Here is a 16,245-nt window from a genome sequence, read left to right as displayed (position 1 = left end):
TGACATTTGCATTTCTGTTACTTGCGGCCCGTAAACGGGCTTCCTGGGTACGGGAGACTCAGTTGATCACCCAGTTTATCCCTATCCAGCTGTTTCTTTATATAATCTTGAATCTTTGCCGTGTTTTTTCCTACTGTATCTACATAAAAACCACGGCACCAAAACTCACGGCTGCGGTATTTAAATTTTAGATCGCCGAATTGTTCATACAGCATCAAGCTACTCTTACCTTTTAAGTACCCCATAAAACTCGATACGCTTATTTTAGGGGGTATCTCAAGCAGCATGTGGATATGATCAGGGCAGCATTCTGCTTCTAGTATTTTTACATCTTTCCATTCACACAACTTACGCAAAATATCCCCTACCGCTCGCCTTTTCTCTCCATAAAATACCTGCCTACGATATTTTGGGGCAAAGACGATATGATATTTACAGTTCCACTTTGTGTGAGCTAAACTTTTTGCGTCACCCATTGTGACCTCCTTTTGATTTGTTCCGTTTGCAGTTGCCAGACCGCAAGTTGTTGTAACAAATCAAAAGGAGTTTTGCTGACATGCTTAAAGCTTTAAGCTTTACGGAACCCCCCGCCTAGCGGGGGGTTCTCTACATACAAAAAAGCTCCTACGATTTCTCGTAAGAGCTTGCTTTCTTGATTGGCGTCCCCAAGGGGCGACGATGTTTGTGTTAATATCTAGGTATTGTTAGGAAATTTTTCTATAAAATTGGTGATACCCACAGATATACCTACAAAATGAAATGTTGTGAAAATATTTTGATTAGACTTGCTGTTGCTCTTGATAGAGGCTTGTTATTTGAAATGCCCTTTTAAGAAAAGCGCTTTCTTGTTGACGATATATCTCATTTTAAGTAATCTTATAAGGCAGTCGTAGCTCAATATGGTCGAGCGACACATTCATGCCTACTTATGTAGGTGGTTTGTGAAGATCCTAGTTCGATTCTAGGCGACTGAGGGAGATAGTTAATTAACTATATCTTTCAGTCGCTTGGAATCTTTTTTTACGCTGAATATTCTCTCTTTTTTTCTCAATAGTCCATGACTCAACACTTGCCATTCTCGTATTTATTTCTTCAACTTTTTGTGTATAGCCTTCGGGGCCTCTCTTGCTCCACGACTCTATTAAGTATAGTATACCTTGTGAAACAAGCTCAAAAACTGATTTCCATTGCAGTATGGTTACTATGTTTAAATTTTCAAGCTTATTTGTAAGGTCAATGTTTATTGCAGTATTTGTGCTGTTTAGTGCAATTTCAATTTGACCGTGCGCAATTCTATTCCTAAGATGGCTAGGCTTTTCAATGTATTCTTTACATAATGATTCAAAGTATTCTTTTATATGTTGTTTTGTAGCGTTGTCATCTGTAGCTATTTTTGCAGAAGCTATTTCTAAACATTTAATCCACTTACCATAAACATTTGTAACTTTGTTAATCCTTATTATTTCGGATGTTGTGAAACCATGTGGTGTATGAATCAATTTTTTAAAAAAAGATTCTGCCCAACTACAAAAAAGCAAAGCAGCTATTTTTGTATGTATTTTTTCACCTTCCATGTCATTTTTTGACATACAATTATTTATAACCATATTTATGGCTTTAAAAGCTTTTTCATGAGAGCGAACATTTTTTACACATGACTTATAAATTATAAGCTTTTCACTGTCCGTCATAATAGATACATCCTCAGTTTATAAATTGTATGATATTTCCCATCATATTCTAAAACTACATCCGTTGGAAAAACAACCCGCAATGACGTACAATTCAGTTTTTTTTGCAACGGCGCTCCCAAATCATTATTTAACATGCCCTAAAAATGACTGCCTGACAAGACTCAGGAACTCTTTCGTAGTAGTGGAACCCATATATTTCCTTTTTTTCCTATGCTGCTCTTTCTTCTACAGACTTTGCATGTCCGTTGTTCTGTATGTGATAATTCAGAGTTGGCTGAACAAAATTCCGTCTTGCTAGTTACTTCTACATAATAGCTTATATTTCTTGTGAAGAAGTCCTAAGCACTTTTCACAAAAAAATATTTTCCTGCCCAAATCCCTCTCCGCACGTCCTGATACCATCCAAGCCTATCACACACCTCCTGCTACTTCACTAGCTTAGTTGACAAAATACACTCACTCTGTGCTATTATCCCTACAAATACCCCGTAGGGCGCTGGCGGAAACGCCGACCTCAAAGACTCGGGTGGAGTACGCCCTGGAACTCCCCAGCGGCACTTCCCTCACCGTTGCCGAGGGGCAGCCGGTGCGCCTTGCCGAGCCTGTAACCGGTGCGGTGCAGGTATCTGCCAAGTTGGTGGGCGATGCCAAGGGGTCGCCCGTGCTCTGGCCCGGCTCGCAACTCTTGGCGGGCACGGTGCAGGAATCGGCAGACTATTACAGCCGCAGCATCCCGGCCACCGGGGCCGCCCGGGCAGTGTTGATCTACAACGCAGTTATCCCTTCCGGCGCGACCGTAACGCCGGAGATCCAGATCGACGGCGGCGCGTGGAAAGCAATGACGGCAGGCGCGACCGTTAACCAGGGCGATGGTCTGGTCGAGTTCCGCTTTACCCATGACCTTGCTGGCGCACAGCTCATCAAGGTGAGGCTCACCCTCACCGGCACAATATCGGCCCGGCCGCAGGTGCAGGACGTGCGGCTTATGGCCGTGGCTTAGGAGGCAACATGGTAGACAACAAGACAGCCCATCTGGCCCTGCCGTTGCCTGATCTGAGCAATATGCAGGATGAGGACGTGCCCCGTATTGGAGGGGCACTGAACATGCTGGATGCACATGCAAAAAAGGTGGACTCGGCCCTGGAATCTCAGGGCCGAGAGGTGGCGGAACTCAAAGCCGGAAACCAGGCTCAGGCCGGGAGCTTTGAGTTGTTAGCTCGCGCGCTGGAAACCGAAAAAGCTGAACGCTCTGAGGCTGATGAGGCGGCATCGATCAAGTTGCAAGAGCTTGCGACCGGGCAGAATGACATTGGCCAGCGCGTGGACACTCTGGGCGAAACGTCCGCCGATCACGGCACGCGGCTGGATGCTGCGGAGCAAGGCATCACCGCCATCAGCACAACCCTGATCGGTAGTATTATGAGTATCACGGCGGCAGAGGGCTACGTGCCCAACGGCACCGTTCCGGCTGACGCTGCGGAATACACGCGTGAACAATTCAGGGAGTTTTACGACACGTATCTTGTTGGCGGCAAGCTGCTCACCTGCACCTATGCGGCCTTTGCCGCCCAGGTGGCCCTGACGGGGAACTGCGCCAAATTCGCATTGGATGCAGACGCCCAGAAATTCAAGGTGCCGCTGCTGAAAGACGGCGATTCCATCACGCAGGCCGCAAGCGCCTCGGAGATGGGCAAGAGTTATAAGGCCGGGTTGCCGAATGTCACGGGTACCTTGGGTTATATATATGGGAGTGATTCCGGCCCGCAATATAGCGTTCATTCTGGAATAGTTGCACAAGTTAGCGAAGCTACCAGATTTGCAGGTGGGGGTGGGGAAGCCTCAGTAGTAGCCATTGACTTGTCACGAGGCAATTCTATCTACGGAAATTCCACCACAGTCACAGATGAACAGATACGCCTGCGGCATTTTGTGGTTCTGGCATCAGCGCAGAACAGCGCCAGCGTGTTCGACTGGTCGAATTACATGGCAGGTCTGGCGGGCAAGGCAAATCTGGATATGGATAACATGACGCGCACAGGTACCGCCAAAGTTGCGAACTGCGGCAAACCTAGCGCCAGAGCTATATCTGTTGCTGTGCCAGCATATGGCAGCAATACCCCGGCAGCGCCCGCCAGCGGGGCTTTTAAGTTTGGCGGCGTAGCGTCCGCAGCAGGACAGTATATCCGACTGAGTCGAGAAAGTTACACAACTGACGATATCCAGTGGGCTTCGGCAGGTGGGCAAACACTTATTTGCACCGTTGCTGTGCGTAAGGGTGACGCAGTGTGGATTAATGGTAATGTCCCAAACAATTTAGCTATGACATTCATATACGATGAAGGGGCAGACTAATGTCTACCTATGTAATTAAAAATGCCGCTGGTGATATTGAGATGTGGGACGCGCAACCATTCCCCGGCAGTGTCGAGGTGAATTATGAGGTGGTGCGCGGATGGGACGGCAAGCCGTATAAGGCCGGGGAAGAACCGCCACGGCCGGTTGAATCCATTGTTGAAGCAAAACGCGCCGCCATCGATGCTGGCACATCGGCGGCTATCATAGCGGGTTTTGAATACGCCGTGGATGGCGTGAGCTACCATTTTAGTTATGACGCCTTTGACCAGCAGAACTTTGCCGACACGGCCAACGTGGCCCTGCTCGCCCAGATGGGCGGCAAGGGGCTGCCGGAGTCTGTGGCCTGGAACGCCTATAAAAACTGGAAGGACGGCCAGGGCGAGCTGGTGCGCCTGACCTTCACGGCGGAATCCTTCCTTGCCCTGTACACGGGCGGCGCTGTGGCCCACAAGGCGGCGCGCATGGCGGAAGGTGGTGCGCGCAAGGCCGCACTGGCCGAAGCTGTGGCTCGGGGCGCTACTGCTGAGGAGCTGGAGGCCATATGACAGATTCACGCAAGGCCGTTCTGGTGCACAACACCAAGCAGTTGCTGATCGCGCTGGATCAGGCTGCCAATGCCGCTATGGGCTTTGTGGCGGCATTGGTGGCCTTGTGGCCACGCTGCCGAAAAGCTGGCCTGTGGTGGGCGGATGAAACCATCAGCGCCCACTGCTGGCGCTGGCATATCCACGGCGTGCGCAGCTGGCCACGCCGCCTGGTGGATGGCGTGGCCCTCATCCTTGGCGATGAGAATCACTGTCTGGAAAGCTACAAGAGCGAGGTCGAGGGGCGGCAGTTGCCGCCCGAGATGAGGGAGTAGTAGAGAAAAGGCCGGAGAAACCCGGCCTTATCCATAGATCATAGAGCAACACTCGCTAAAAGCATAACGACAATCTACCACTGACTATTTTTAATTAGCCTTTTCGAACCCGCTTCCAAGCTCTGCATACTCCTCTGCGGTCGGTGGTACAATCTTATACCATTCGAGGGTGAACACTCGAAACCTTGCTTCATCAAGGGGGGAGTATTTTTCCTTGTCGGGAAATCCATCCCCTGGTGAACCACCTACGTTGACAACCAGTGATGTTAACGGAGGAAGGCCATTTTTTTTACAATAAACAGCAATATGCCCCAAAGGATGAGCGAGAACTCTAGCCCCTTCAAACCCAAGTATATTTGCAAGCTCGCCGTAGGTCATGAGCTGTTTATTAACGGCCTTGGAGACCAAAATCTGCCATACTTGGACTGCTCTCCATGGCCAGTGCCTTTTGTCCTCATCATCAAAGTAGTTAATCATACAGGCCCCCAAAAAATATGATATTATTTGTGATGACTCACCCAAAACAAGAATCAATCCACTTTGACAGAGCGCCTATCCACCAATTGAAACACCGCTCGTTGGCTTGTTCCTTTCTTCAATTTCCTGGCGTTGCGCAGAGGATTTTCCATCAGGGGTTCTGTCATTCGCCACAGTACAAAACGGGTCAAGAAAGCCATCAGTAAATTGGGCATTTGCGTCTTTGCAAGTCACCCAATCTGAACGCTTTCCTAATAGATTATCAAGTCGAGCGAAGAATAGTTGATAGATGGCTGGGCGTGTCGTCATATTTTGCATTGCTGGAGAGGTGACGGCTGTCGTGGACATCCCACCATTAGATGTGGGTACCGCCATTGCTGTAACACTTGAGGCCTGGCCTGAATGTCTCGCCATAACCTTTGTTCCATCCCCGTCTGGTGTGACTTCAACGATCCAGGTGTCAGTCCCCATTGCTGCTGAAATCACAAGATAAATCATCCAATTCCGTTGAGCTTGGATAGCCGTCGGTGAATGGCTCACGGTGTAATCGTCGTCGGCAAGACTGAATATTCTGGCCGAGGCAAGCAGGACCTCTTCTGGCTTTTTATCAGGATAGCTACGGGTAATCATCGCCATTTGCCGGGTTCGCTCTGCGGCGATTTCTTCTGGTGTCATTGGCTTTTGGGGGGCACAGCCAGCACAAAGAATAAAGGCAATGGCAATCGTGAAAAAAACGACCTTCTGCATACTTCCCCCAGGTTGATTATGTACACTAAGCCAAGTGGTTCGCCCTCTCCCAACTGTGAGGCATACGCCTCGCTCTATACCCTGCTCGATTTTCATACATACCAACTCTCAAATATCGGCTCAACCCAGCGCAGAGATAGGGGGAAAAGCCCCTACTCTGCCAAACATAGTAGACTCCTCGGCAAATTGCTCAATTGTGACATTTGAGCAAACATGATGGAAAAACGAGCTAGACGTGAGGCAATATGCGAGAAAAATTTATAATTGATGGCGCACGGTTTGACACCATTGAGGGCTTCTTCTGCGAGGTGGAGGAGGTCTTCACAAAGGATCTTACTTTTAGGACAGGGCACAACCTGAATGCCTACAACGACATTCTGCGCGGTGGATTTGGTCGACATGAACGGGGTGAGCCGATTGCAATCCTTTGGAAAAATGCAGCCAAAAGCCGCTCAGACTTCGGTTATCCAGCAACAGCAAAATACTGTGAAGATAACTTGAAGACTTGCCATCCGTTGAATCGAGATATCGTAAAAAAGCAAGTAATTGACGCACAGAATGAGGTTGGCCCTACACTCATGGACAAAATTATTGAAATTACCCTTTACGATAAAAGCTCAGGCCACGACTGCACTTTGGAATTCGAGGAATAAAGGCTTTGTACAAAAAGTAGGAGTAATGACATCGCCGCCCTCCGACCCTGCTTGTCCGCTATTTTCTCAGGCGTATCACTCCATAAGTCTCGGCTCAACCAAGCGTCATGATAGGGGACACAAAAAAGCCGAGCTAATTCCGGCAGTTCCTATTTATGTGCAAGGTTGAACAGACGTTGGGTGGTTGATGCCAAACGAATTACCCCAAAAAATAGTATGATAGACGACATAAATTGCTTTCAAACAATACCAATAAGTTTAACTGCACACCACGAGACAAACCATGAGCCGCAAAACACTGACGCAATGCCTGGAAGTTTTTAACCGGAAAGAACGTTACTGGCTCATTCGGAACTGCTGCGGAAACGGAGACGATCTGGCCCTGCCTCTCAATGATGGGTTTATTGACACCTTGGCTGGCGAATTTAAAGAGCTCTTAAGTGTTGATCTTAAAAATGCATGGTGGGCGATGGACTACCATATCGATTGGCTTATCGCTGCTCTCACATTATACCAAGATAAAGAGACACATAACCAAGAGAATGTGAAACATAACGCCAGAAATCAAAGCAAAATTTGCGACATTTTAGGAACACAAGAAGACTTTGATTTCATAATTTGCGCAGACAATACAATTATACTTATCGAAGCAAAGTTATCTTCTGGGTGGGATTATGATCAATTGTTCCACAAGATAGACAGGCTTGAAAGGATGCATGAGTTATTCAAAAATATAAATAAATATTTTATTATGCTTTCACCAAATTTTTCAAACATTGAAAAGACTTCTGAATTGGTTAAAAAGACTCTGACAAATACAAAAACAACATGCTATTGCATGCAAACACCCCCAACCACGGACATCCGAGCTTTTTTGGTGAAGGCTGGAAGCAATCACCGCAATAACTCTGATGAAACACGATTCCTAAAGGTAATCAGGTGCAACGAACATGGCACCCCTGACGATAAGGGAACCTACTGGAAAACTCACCCCTGTGCACGGTAGCACCAATAAGGCTGCCACAGATTATACAAAAGGCCGCCCAGAGATGGGCGGCCTTTGACTGCACATTGACCAGATCCAAATAATTCTAGCCCACAACCTGCTTCACCGTATCCGCAATGAAAGCATTCAAGGACTTTCCCTGCGCGGCTGCTGCAACGCTTGCGCGATGATAAACGTCAGGCTCAAGGCGCAAGGCAAAATTTCCGCGATTGGGCTTGCGAGGCTCAATGCCATGCTTTGCACATTCCTCAAGGAAAATGCGTAGCGATTCGCTCCCCTCCCGGCGTAATCCGGCAAGGTCAGAAGCGTAAAAATCTGCGCCACCGTTCAGCCCCACAAATTCACCGCGGAACATTTCCATTTCAGGATCATAGGCAATAGCAGCCTTGTATCCGTCAAAATCCATCACATTTTTCATGGCTTCACTCCATGCTCTTCAAGCCATCTTCGCACACTAGCAACCGCCCCTTTGTCTGTGGTCGGTTCTGGATGCGGGCGATGAAAAATCTTTATTTCCCCAAAGAGGAACACGCATACTCTTGAGCCTTCTCGCTCGCTTATTTCTGCCCCAAGAGCAATGAATAACGCCTCAATATCCGCCCACCTAATACCACCTGGGACAGGCCTTGCAAAAATCTGCGTGAGGGTGGCGGCATGTTTGCGCTTCATGGTGTAATGATATTACTTAATGATATCATGTCAAGGTTTATCAACCTACTCTCGCTTACCCGCAAAGCCTGGGCCTAACGTGGAGGCAGCATCTTTTTCAGCGCATAAGCCTGCTTCATCTTTATCCGCTTCAGATTTCTTCTTGATATCCAGGCTAGTTCAACAACTTCGCCGTTGTCATCGATATCTGCGACCACGGCCTTCATTTCTTTTGTGCCTTCTTTGGCCAAGGGGATTAACGTCCCCACAGGGAGGCGATGAAGAATTGCAGAGTTGGGGTTGCCAGTTTTGCGCACGGGCACGTCTCTGCCGTCAGAGGCAATAATCACGGCCAGAGGCGGGGGGGATCCTGTGCTGCTTTTCCAATGCTGTAGGACTTGTGGCACATATGCAGATGCCCACAACATGCTGATGCCACTAATAAAATTCCAAAAAGTTTTGGCTGCTAAGCTTTGTACATCAGCTGCCATTGCCTGCCCGCCAGCCGCTAGCAAAGAAAGAAAAAGGATGCTCCAAATAAACTGGATAATCTGCCAGCGATTTTGCTCTGGTGCTTCAAGCACATCAGCTACTTCAGCCAAATTTTGTTCTGCGTTATCAGCATAGGATTCGCGGGCGGCTTTTTCCCACTCGGCTTCTGTCAGGGGATTGGCTCGCAAATACTCTGCAACAGTTTTGGGGAACAGCCCGGCAGTCAATGCCGTAATGTCGTTGACATTAAAACTGGTGGCAAAATCTTTTATCTGTGTCAGTTGAGCTGCGTGGCTGTTGGCATAACCAGCTACAGCTTGCATGACTGTATGCGCCTTCAAGATAGATTCCGGCATGCTCAAAGCGCCCAGCATTTCAACTGGCTTAAAACTCTCGCGCAACCGCTGAGAATTATCAGAATAGGCAGCCTGAATCATGCGGGTATTCTCAGCCAGCGGATCGAAATGTTGCCTCCACCCTTCCAGCATTGAATGAACTTTTGCATTCAAATCAGATTGATATGCTTTACCCAACGGGTAAACGCCATCGAGCAAGGGGGAATGACCAAGCACTTTTGGAGGGCAAGCGGCTGCCAAACAGTCCGTCCAATGGGGGCGCACTTCTGCTTCTAGCGCTGCAAGGTGGCTAGAAAAAGCAGCAGTCAAAACAGGCGGCATCAATGGGGGAAGCTTGCTTACAACAGACATGATGGGGCCAGTAGTGGCCGCGCTTATCAGTTTTGCCGCTTTTCCAGCTTTGTCTGCCATGTTGATTCCTTATCTATTTCAAAGGCGCGCTGCCTTATGAGCGATGAAAACACGGCCTTGAGCGCTACAAAAGCAAGGTTGAGGGGCGGCAGTTACCACCAGAGATGCGGGAGTAGACAAAAGGCCGGAGAATCCCGGCCTTTTGCAGTGTAACTGCTATTCGGAGTTGGAGCATTCCTCGGCTCTGCGGAACTTTTCTCTGGCCTGTTCCTGTAGCTCGGCCTTACGTGCCGGGTCAATTTCCTCATTAGCCTTATTGTCAAGCAAGAGGCCCCAGTTGCTCCATGCCATCGAGTTCATGGGGGCGCACTCTATAGCTGTGCGGTACTTGTCAATGGCTTGTTCTTGCAGTTCGGCCTTGCGTGCCAGATCTGATGTCGCGTTTGCTTGTGTGACAAGTATGTTTCCCCAGTTGTTCCATGCATATGTCTTCTTGGGATCACATTCTATAGCAATGCGGTACTTGCCGATGGCCTGTTCTTGCAGCGCGGCCTTATGCACTAAGTCTGATGTTGCATCTGCTTGGTCAGCGAGCACGTAGCCCCAGGTCAACAATGCGTCTGAGTTCTTGGGGTTGCATTCCACAGCTGTGCGACACTTATCTACGGCCTGTTTTTGCAGCTCGGCCTTGCGCACAGGATTTGATTCCTCGTCCGCTTTGATAGTGAGCAAGCGGCCCCAGTTGTTCCACGCGGCTGACTCCTTGGGGTCGCACTCCGTAGCAGTGCGGAACTTATCCATGGCCTGTTCTTGCAGCTCGGCCTTGCTTAGCAGGTCCGATGCCTCGTCCGCTTGGTCGACAAGCAAATTACCCCAATTATTCCAGGCACTTAAGCATTTTTGATCACACTGTATTGCCTTGGAAATTTTTTCTGCGGCTTCCTTTTGCAGGTCAGCTTTTCGAGTCAGGTCAGGCTCCTCTTTTGCGCGATCGGCGAGATCGGCCCCCCAGTTGCTCCACGCATTAGGATAGGTAGGGTCACACTTCGTTGCCTCAATATATTTATTTGATGCTTGTTTTTGTAGATTTGCCTTATCGTCGGGATCCGTTACTGCGCACGATTGATCATAAAGCAAGCGCCCCCAACGGTTCAAAACTGGTGCATTGATTTGGGCGTAGGGTATGCGCTTAAGGTAGCTAAAACCTTCATCCACTATCGACAGAAATGTGGGGTCATAATTCCGTCTCTCAAATAGCTCAGCGCAAGCCAGCGCTGCCCCAAACAGAGCTGAAGTATTCTCCTTCTCCTCTTCCAAAATTGACGTCCAATACGTGTAAGCCTTATCCCATTGCTTATCTTCCTGTGCAAGAATAGCCTTGCCCCACAAAACTTCAGAGCCGGTGCCAAAACGAATCTTGTGCATTGCTTCTTCAATCACTTCTTTGCCAAATGCTTCCGTAACGCCAATGCGTTTTGCCATGTCGCGCAAAGACTGACAGTGCTTTTCCCCTTGTTCAACTAGGGTTTTCAGCCGAAGCTCATGGCCAGCAATTAAGGCAGCTTTCAGCTTGATTTCAGTTTTATAGGTCCGAGCAAGAAGAAATGGGAGAATAATGCCACCTAGTGCCAAAATTCCCGCAAATACAGCTAACACGGCAAAACCATATGCCATGAGGCTAATATGAGTGGAAAAAACTTTTTCCTCTCTTTCGAGTGCAGACATTTGAGAAGGCGGTGCGGGTGGAGCTGGATCAGGCGCAGGATTGGCAACCGTAACGATATCTTGAACTGGTGCGGCAACGATTCTTTCAGGGCTTGTATCGACAGGAGATGCTACTGCTACAACGCAGGAGGTCAACAGGAGCAGCATTACAAGCATAAAAAAGCGCATAACAACATCTCCATAAGGTGCAACAGCTATTGTATACCTACAGACAGCAAAAATGCGCATGACCTTGTTACGTAACTGAAAAGATATTCCAGCGCCCGTTGTCCTTGCCGAAAATACCATTGCCATCCGGTGCATAATCCACAATAACCAATCAGGCCGCGCCGACTGGTGGATGGCGTGGCGCTCATCCTGGGCGACGAGAACCACTGCCTGGAGAGTTATAAAAGCGAGGTCGAGGGGCGGCAATTGCCGCCCGAGATGCGGGAGTTATGCATTAAGACAAGAATAAATAATGATATACTAAAATAAACGACGTTTTACTTTAGATACTGAATGTATTTTATTTTTAATTTCAAGATAAGATCTAAAAATCAAGTCAATCTCCCATTCATATTTGCCATCATCAAGACTATCTTTCGTCAACAGATATGGCTTCTCTAAAAATGAATACGTTTTATATATATTGTCAATATTTTCGCGAGCATATAAGAAACCACAATAGAATAAAGCTTGCGCAACTTCTTTCGGTTGAGGACGAGTACTTAACGGTGATGGCTCAATGATCCTGTTTTTGATTGTTTTAATTAACTCATCAAATTTGTATGAATTATATTGTCCACGAAATGCATTAATGTATTTCTCAATATCTTCAAATTCACAACAAAATTCAGCACAAAGCTCAACAATTGCAGTCTCACCAAAAGTATTTGAAGCTTCAATAATGTCGTCAAAAGATATTGTCCTACTGTTACGTGATTGAGCATGTCGTGCAGCAAATTTAAAAATTTCCTTAGCCCACCTTGGACGACATTTTGCATACGATGATATCGGAATATGGGCTTCCTTAATTTCTTTATCCCAAGGTCCGGTTTCAAAGACCAAGGCAAAAGCATTCGTAGGCAAATTTGTTTCGCCGTTTCGTTTAAGATAGCCAGTTATACGGTTCGTTAACAATTGCTTAATTTGACCACGACTCCAGTACAACTCAACAATATATTGATTTATATGACTATTCATTGATGGATATTCACGTTTTATAATATTCCATGTATTAGGTCTCAATGTTAACCTGAACTTTAGTAAAGGCGTTTTATTTGCAATATATCTACAGGCTGTAAGTAGACCTACAATTTTAGATTTTACAACACCAGTATTAATAAAGTTGTGATCTAAATCATCGATAAGAAAAAAGACTTTCTTTGATAAATATTCAGAAATTATATTTGAAATTTGCTCTTTTGTAATGTTATTACCATCTACTTGTCGCTTTATTTCAACTTTTGCTTCTGTTCCAAGACATTTTGAAGCTAAAGACAGCGCAGAAATAGACGAAAATAATTTTTTAATAGAATCTATGAAATTTGAATCACTCAAACATGCAGATTGAGAAAACTTTTTTACTTCATCCTTATATTCATCAACTGGGATATCTTTTTGCGCCCCAATGGTCTCTGCAATTTTTATATACAAACTTTTCTTCCATTCTTTTACCCACACATCTGGGTCATTGCTCTCAACGTTAGTTGTCAGATCTGAGAGACAAAGCGAAATCACAATATTTCCGCTATCCGACAAAACCTTTTCGGATATTCTAATTACTGCAGATTTGCCGCAGCCTTTTAAGGTCTTAATTATGCAAAGCTTCTCGTCTGAAATGAACCTTTTGATTTCAGACCGTTCCATTTTATATGCATCAAAAACGGTATTGTCTTCATCCTCTGATGCTGAGTTTCCAAAAAGAGTATCATCAAGAAAATCCACAAGTTTATCCTGCATGAAAAGCTCCGTTTCAAATAGACGATGTGGGATAAGTTTACTGCCACCGCCCTAAGTGTAGGCAGCGGGGTGGCTAATGTGGTCAGCGAGCCGTACATACTCCTCAGTCAAAAGCTAGTTGTTCTTCCTGCCCTGTCAGTCATTTAGATTCCTTGCTCATTTCAGGGGTGCGCTACCTTCTACCACATCCGCGAGTTCTGCCGGGGCTTTTTCAAGTGGCAGATAGAGCGTGCCCGGTTTTTCCGCCTTCAGCTCGGCATCGCTAGGACCAGACGCGGCGGCTAAGGACATGTTCCAGCGCCAGTCATCCTTGCCGGAAACACCTTTGCCGTCCGGCGCGTAATCAACAATTGCCAATCGGGCCGCGCCGTGGTTGGGGAAGTATTGCGTTTGCAAGGGAGCGGCCAGCATGTGCATGAGTGCCCGCTACTTTAGGCGGTTGCGCACTCGTGGAACAAACTTGAGCGCGCTAGTCCTGCTGCTCTTCTAATACTTTAAGCGTGTCGGGAAAATTGCCTTGAAGTATATCTTTCTCTTCTTCAGAAACCCAAAACTCTTTGTTAAATTGGCTAATTATCTGTTGTCCTTGAGGCCCGACCCACAAAAAACTTTCATCATTGTGAAAATGAATAATGATTTTACATCGCAGCATTATAATTACCTCCATAAATGTTTTTTAGTTTATTGATCGTTTATAATGCCATTTTAAAATGATCGTGATAAATTCAATAAAAATCACATATTAGTGATTGTATGATTATTTATCGTACTCTTCAGAATAAAGGCCGATAATATTTTTTATTGGAACACGTATCCGCTCAAATGTGTTAGTTCGTATCCAACCAAATTTAATGGGCGCATTAGTATCTTTGTCGAACGCATAAGCAACTCTTCTCCATTTGCCATCCTTCGTTCTATCCCACATGAGTACCACAAATTGCTTATGCTCAAATTTATAAACAGGGGCAATGTCATCCGTTGAATCGGGGTAAACACGGGCTCCATTAGGATTTGAAATTTCTGCCATGGGGACATTAAACCCCTGGCGCTGCTGGAGGGATGCATAGCTGCAGGCGTTAACGCTAGAAATTTTTGCAGCAATATCTTTGTAGTATTCAACAACATAAAAAATAATTACTGGAATTATAATGTATTTTATGATTGCATTTAAGAGAAATCGAGCATGTGGCTGCAATGCAGCTATCAAATGTTGAATATCAAATGAATCTGTGTTTGAATTTAAATAGACATTTGCAGTAATACATGCAGCTTCAAACTGGTTTTTAGAAATTAATGATAAATCATCAGGGAGCGTTTCAATATCCTTAATAAGAGCTGAAAGTTCATCTGTGCTAACTGTTTTTGCCCTATCAAAATCTTCATGTAAAATTTTTTTAAGCTCTTTTACTTCGCTTTTTAATTGTTCACTTATGCTCGTGGTTGACAGGTGATCTTTGATGCTTGGAGTTTCGTATTTGTTGAGTATCTCTTGCAAACCTGGAGCATTCGGTACTCGAAATAATTTCTGCCATTGTCCAGCAAAGCTTGTAATGCTGGGAGGTAGCACGGGGGAAGTAAAAAAATTTGATTGAATGTTTAGGCCTTTCCTTGGGCTAACCATGGCCCCCATCGCGCTGGGTAAGGAATTTCCCCACAAAATAGGGTTCAACTTACTCCACGAGCTCGTTATGCGATCAATCTGCGCCGAGGTCTCTTGCCATTGCCGCATAATGGTTCCATATGGCTCAGTAATACTTTTGGCAAAGTCCGTTAACCAACCTTTAGGATTGGAGTTAAATAATCGAATTTGGCCAAGACCAGGATTATTAAATATCCCTATCTGCTCTCGGAATATTTTTTCGCTTGTGGCTTCTAAAATTTTTTCAGAGATTATGCTGCCACGCGGATCTTTTTGTGATTTTTTATCCATAAAAAATCCATATGCGTTGTTATAATTCCATGATGCCTAATTTCCATCTGTTAAGCTGTCACTGCAGTATCCAAAAAGTAAATACCACAAATCTCCCACAAGGGTATTTCGCAGAGTGCTCTTCTTTTCAAAATTGACATACCAAGATTGAATATCTTTGATGACTTCTTTTATTGTTAAAAAATGAATTCTTTTATCTTTAAGCCCTGGGCAAAGTTCATCTCTGACGTTCTGGTTCAATGCGTGTACTACAAAAATCCTATCAAAATCATCTGTTCCAAATAATTTCTTGGCTTCCTCGTAGTGCTCAGCGCGCAGCATACTGAAATGCACACGCATCTTTGCCGGGGTGTACAGATTTTTTCCAAGAACGGAATTGTCATATACTAAGCGTTTGCCAAAATCTGTCCCATGTTTGTCGAAGTCGTGTTCGTCCTTTGTTTCAACAATCGCACGGGTAATCGGCGTACCATCTGGCAGATTCCATGGCTGCAGGTCTGGCCGAACCGCAACAAGATCTATATCTGAATAATTGTGGGGAACCTTTACAGGAACAGATTCTTTAACAAGGCACCCATGTCTGGATTCAAGCCAGAATCGAACCAGTTCACTCATCGCATTGTTACGTGCAGGCATAAGTGTCCCCCAAGAAAGATTTACATAATCTTATTACTGCCCCCGCTCCACAAGCTGAACAGTATGGCCAGTATAAGCAGCTTGTCCTACTCTACTACTTCAGGGGTGCGCTGCCTTCTACCGCGTCCGCCAGGTCTGCCGGGGCTTTTTCAAGCGACAGATAGAGGGTGCCCGGCTTTTCCGCCTTCAACTCGGCATCGGTTGGGCCAGCCTCGGCGGCTGAGAACATATTCCAGCGTCAGTCATCCTTGCCGGAAACACCTTTGCCGTTGGGAGCATAATCCACAATGGCCAGCCGGGCCGCGCCGTGGTTGGGGAAGTATTGCGTATGCAGGGCAAACATGTCGGGCATTTTTTTAGTTTTAAGAGAAT

20 protein-coding genes are annotated in these 16,245 nt (G+C 46.1%); 6 read left to right on the top strand and 14 right to left on the bottom strand.

Annotated elements, in window-relative coordinates; all coding sequences use genetic code 11:
* Window positions 1-17: 17 nt before the first annotated feature.
* Together tnpA and JMF94_RS13190 are read right to left on the bottom strand one after the other, a co-directional pair.
* The gene (gene tnpA, locus JMF94_RS13195) at window positions 18-476 is read right to left on the bottom strand and encodes an IS200/IS605 family transposase (RefSeq protein WP_179979204.1); all 459 of its coding nucleotides are present in this window, start codon (window positions 474-476) and stop codon (window positions 18-20) included.
* Window positions 477-986: 510 nt separating this feature from the next.
* Window positions 987-1,691 (bottom strand): hypothetical protein, encoded by a 705-nt coding sequence (locus JMF94_RS13190; protein WP_240825647.1) that lies wholly within the window; start codon window positions 1,689-1,691, stop codon window positions 987-989.
* Window positions 1,692-2,157: 466 nt separating this feature from the next.
* Between JMF94_RS13190 and JMF94_RS13185 the strand changes: the two genes are divergently transcribed.
* From JMF94_RS13185 to JMF94_RS13170, 4 genes are read left to right on the top strand one after another with little or no spacing between them, the layout of a single operon-like run.
* Entirely contained in the window at window positions 2,158-2,694 is a 537-nt protein-coding gene (locus tag JMF94_RS13185; RefSeq protein ID WP_240825646.1) for a hypothetical protein, read from the top strand.
* A gap of 8 nt (window positions 2,695-2,702) precedes the next feature.
* On the top strand, window positions 2,703-4,046 hold the full coding sequence (locus tag JMF94_RS13180; RefSeq protein ID WP_240825645.1) for a hypothetical protein: 1,344 nt from the start codon (window positions 2,703-2,705) through the stop codon (window positions 4,044-4,046).
* Window positions 4,046-4,594 (top strand): hypothetical protein, encoded by a 549-nt coding sequence (locus JMF94_RS13175; RefSeq protein WP_240825644.1) that lies wholly within the window; start codon window positions 4,046-4,048, stop codon window positions 4,592-4,594. The genes JMF94_RS13180 and JMF94_RS13175 overlap by 1 nt, the downstream gene beginning before the upstream one ends.
* Window positions 4,591-4,908, top strand: a complete 318-nt coding sequence (locus JMF94_RS13170; protein WP_240825643.1) for a pseudouridine synthase — start codon at window positions 4,591-4,593, stop codon at window positions 4,906-4,908. Before JMF94_RS13175 ends, JMF94_RS13170 begins: the two co-directional genes overlap by 4 nt.
* Before the next feature lie 90 nt (window positions 4,909-4,998).
* Here the strand turns inward: JMF94_RS13170 and JMF94_RS13165 are convergent, their stop codons facing one another.
* Together JMF94_RS13165 and JMF94_RS13160 are read right to left on the bottom strand one after the other, a co-directional pair.
* Window positions 4,999-5,385 (bottom strand): hypothetical protein, encoded by a 387-nt coding sequence (locus tag JMF94_RS13165; RefSeq protein WP_240825642.1) that lies wholly within the window; start codon window positions 5,383-5,385, stop codon window positions 4,999-5,001.
* Between the two features lie 75 nt (window positions 5,386-5,460).
* Entirely contained in the window at window positions 5,461-6,132 is a 672-nt protein-coding gene (locus JMF94_RS13160; protein WP_240825641.1) for a hypothetical protein, read from the bottom strand.
* Window positions 6,133-6,377: 245 nt separating this feature from the next.
* Here JMF94_RS13160 and JMF94_RS13155 point away from each other — a divergent pair, with 245 nt between their 5' ends.
* Window positions 6,378-6,785 (top strand): barstar family protein, encoded by a 408-nt coding sequence (locus JMF94_RS13155; protein ID WP_240825639.1) that lies wholly within the window; start codon window positions 6,378-6,380, stop codon window positions 6,783-6,785.
* Between the two features lie 283 nt (window positions 6,786-7,068).
* Window positions 7,069-7,791 (top strand): hypothetical protein, encoded by a 723-nt coding sequence (locus JMF94_RS13150; RefSeq protein ID WP_240825636.1) that lies wholly within the window; start codon window positions 7,069-7,071, stop codon window positions 7,789-7,791.
* A gap of 85 nt (window positions 7,792-7,876) precedes the next feature.
* On the opposite strand, the gene JMF94_RS13145 is transcribed toward JMF94_RS13150, so the two are convergent.
* From JMF94_RS13145 to JMF94_RS15095, 10 genes are all read right to left on the bottom strand, one after another.
* Window positions 7,877-8,209 (bottom strand): type II toxin-antitoxin system HicB family antitoxin, encoded by a 333-nt coding sequence (locus JMF94_RS13145; RefSeq protein WP_240825633.1) that lies wholly within the window; start codon window positions 8,207-8,209, stop codon window positions 7,877-7,879.
* Complete coding sequence (locus JMF94_RS13140; RefSeq protein ID WP_240825630.1) at window positions 8,206-8,460, bottom strand: type II toxin-antitoxin system HicA family toxin; 255 nt, start codon at window positions 8,458-8,460, stop codon at window positions 8,206-8,208. Before JMF94_RS13140 ends, JMF94_RS13145 begins: the two co-directional genes overlap by 4 nt.
* A 74-nt stretch (window positions 8,461-8,534) precedes the next feature.
* Entirely contained in the window at window positions 8,535-9,698 is a 1,164-nt protein-coding gene (locus JMF94_RS13135) for a hypothetical protein (RefSeq protein ID WP_240825627.1), read from the bottom strand.
* A 156-nt stretch (window positions 9,699-9,854) separates the two neighbouring features.
* Window positions 9,855-11,738, bottom strand: coding sequence for a hypothetical protein (locus JMF94_RS15165; protein ID WP_240825625.1), 1,884 nt, complete (start codon window positions 11,736-11,738; stop codon window positions 9,855-9,857).
* A 93-nt stretch (window positions 11,739-11,831) separates the two neighbouring features.
* Window positions 11,832-13,307, bottom strand: coding sequence for a hypothetical protein (locus tag JMF94_RS13125; RefSeq protein ID WP_240825623.1), 1,476 nt, complete (start codon window positions 13,305-13,307; stop codon window positions 11,832-11,834).
* A gap of 156 nt (window positions 13,308-13,463) precedes the next feature.
* Complete coding sequence (locus JMF94_RS13120; RefSeq protein WP_240825621.1) at window positions 13,464-13,724, bottom strand: hypothetical protein; 261 nt, start codon at window positions 13,722-13,724, stop codon at window positions 13,464-13,466.
* Between the two features lie 52 nt (window positions 13,725-13,776).
* Window positions 13,777-13,959, bottom strand: a complete 183-nt coding sequence (locus tag JMF94_RS13115; protein WP_240825619.1) for a hypothetical protein — start codon at window positions 13,957-13,959, stop codon at window positions 13,777-13,779.
* 105 nt (window positions 13,960-14,064) lie between these two features.
* A complete protein-coding gene (locus tag JMF94_RS13110; RefSeq protein ID WP_240825618.1) occupies window positions 14,065-15,237 on the bottom strand; it encodes a hypothetical protein in 1,173 nt (390 codons plus the stop codon).
* A gap of 36 nt (window positions 15,238-15,273) precedes the next feature.
* A complete protein-coding gene (locus JMF94_RS13105; RefSeq protein WP_240825617.1) occupies window positions 15,274-15,873 on the bottom strand; it encodes a hypothetical protein in 600 nt (199 codons plus the stop codon).
* Between the two features lie 94 nt (window positions 15,874-15,967).
* The gene (locus JMF94_RS15095; RefSeq protein ID WP_276612926.1) at window positions 15,968-16,102 is read right to left on the bottom strand and encodes a hypothetical protein; all 135 of its coding nucleotides are present in this window, start codon (window positions 16,100-16,102) and stop codon (window positions 15,968-15,970) included.
* Window positions 16,103-16,245: the final 143 nt, after the last annotated feature.

This window comes from Desulfovibrio sp. UIB00 (assembly GCF_022508225.1).
GTDB lineage: Bacteria > Desulfobacterota > Desulfovibrionia > Desulfovibrionales > Desulfovibrionaceae > Desulfovibrio.
Note: the sequence above shows the minus strand (reverse complement) of the source record. Positions and strands in the feature narration are given on the sequence as shown.

Bases quoted from the DNA above. Each gene is read 5' to 3' on its own strand.
- tnpA (WP_179979204.1), bottom strand. From the start codon at position 476: ATGGGTGACGCAAAAAGTTTAGCTCACACAAAGTGGAACTGTAAATAT.
- JMF94_RS13190 (WP_240825647.1), bottom strand. From the start codon at position 1,691: ATGACGGACAGTGAAAAGCTTATAATTTATAAGTCATGTGTAAAAAAT.
- JMF94_RS13180 (WP_240825645.1), top strand. From the start codon at position 2,703: ATGGTAGACAACAAGACAGCCCATCTGGCCCTGCCGTTGCCTGATCTG.
- JMF94_RS13175 (WP_240825644.1), top strand. From the start codon at position 4,046: ATGTCTACCTATGTAATTAAAAATGCCGCTGGTGATATTGAGATGTGG.
- JMF94_RS13170 (WP_240825643.1), top strand. From the start codon at position 4,591: ATGACAGATTCACGCAAGGCCGTTCTGGTGCACAACACCAAGCAGTTG.
- JMF94_RS13165 (WP_240825642.1), bottom strand. From the start codon at position 5,385: ATGATTAACTACTTTGATGATGAGGACAAAAGGCACTGGCCATGGAGA.
- JMF94_RS13160 (WP_240825641.1), bottom strand. From the start codon at position 6,132: ATGCAGAAGGTCGTTTTTTTCACGATTGCCATTGCCTTTATTCTTTGT.
- JMF94_RS13155 (WP_240825639.1), top strand. From the start codon at position 6,378: ATGCGAGAAAAATTTATAATTGATGGCGCACGGTTTGACACCATTGAG.
- JMF94_RS13150 (WP_240825636.1), top strand. From the start codon at position 7,069: ATGAGCCGCAAAACACTGACGCAATGCCTGGAAGTTTTTAACCGGAAA.
- JMF94_RS13145 (WP_240825633.1), bottom strand. From the start codon at position 8,209: ATGAAAAATGTGATGGATTTTGACGGATACAAGGCTGCTATTGCCTAT.
- JMF94_RS13140 (WP_240825630.1), bottom strand. From the start codon at position 8,460: ATGAAGCGCAAACATGCCGCCACCCTCACGCAGATTTTTGCAAGGCCT.
- JMF94_RS13135 (WP_240825627.1), bottom strand. From the start codon at position 9,698: ATGGCAGACAAAGCTGGAAAAGCGGCAAAACTGATAAGCGCGGCCACT.
- JMF94_RS13125 (WP_240825623.1), bottom strand. From the start codon at position 13,307: ATGCAGGATAAACTTGTGGATTTTCTTGATGATACTCTTTTTGGAAAC.
- JMF94_RS13120 (WP_240825621.1), bottom strand. From the start codon at position 13,724: ATGCACATGCTGGCCGCTCCCTTGCAAACGCAATACTTCCCCAACCAC.
- JMF94_RS13115 (WP_240825619.1), bottom strand. From the start codon at position 13,959: ATGCTGCGATGTAAAATCATTATTCATTTTCACAATGATGAAAGTTTT.
- JMF94_RS13110 (WP_240825618.1), bottom strand. From the start codon at position 15,237: ATGGATAAAAAATCACAAAAAGATCCGCGTGGCAGCATAATCTCTGAA.
- JMF94_RS13105 (WP_240825617.1), bottom strand. From the start codon at position 15,873: ATGCCTGCACGTAACAATGCGATGAGTGAACTGGTTCGATTCTGGCTT.
- JMF94_RS15095 (WP_276612926.1), bottom strand. From the start codon at position 16,102: ATGTTCTCAGCCGCCGAGGCTGGCCCAACCGATGCCGAGTTGAAGGCG.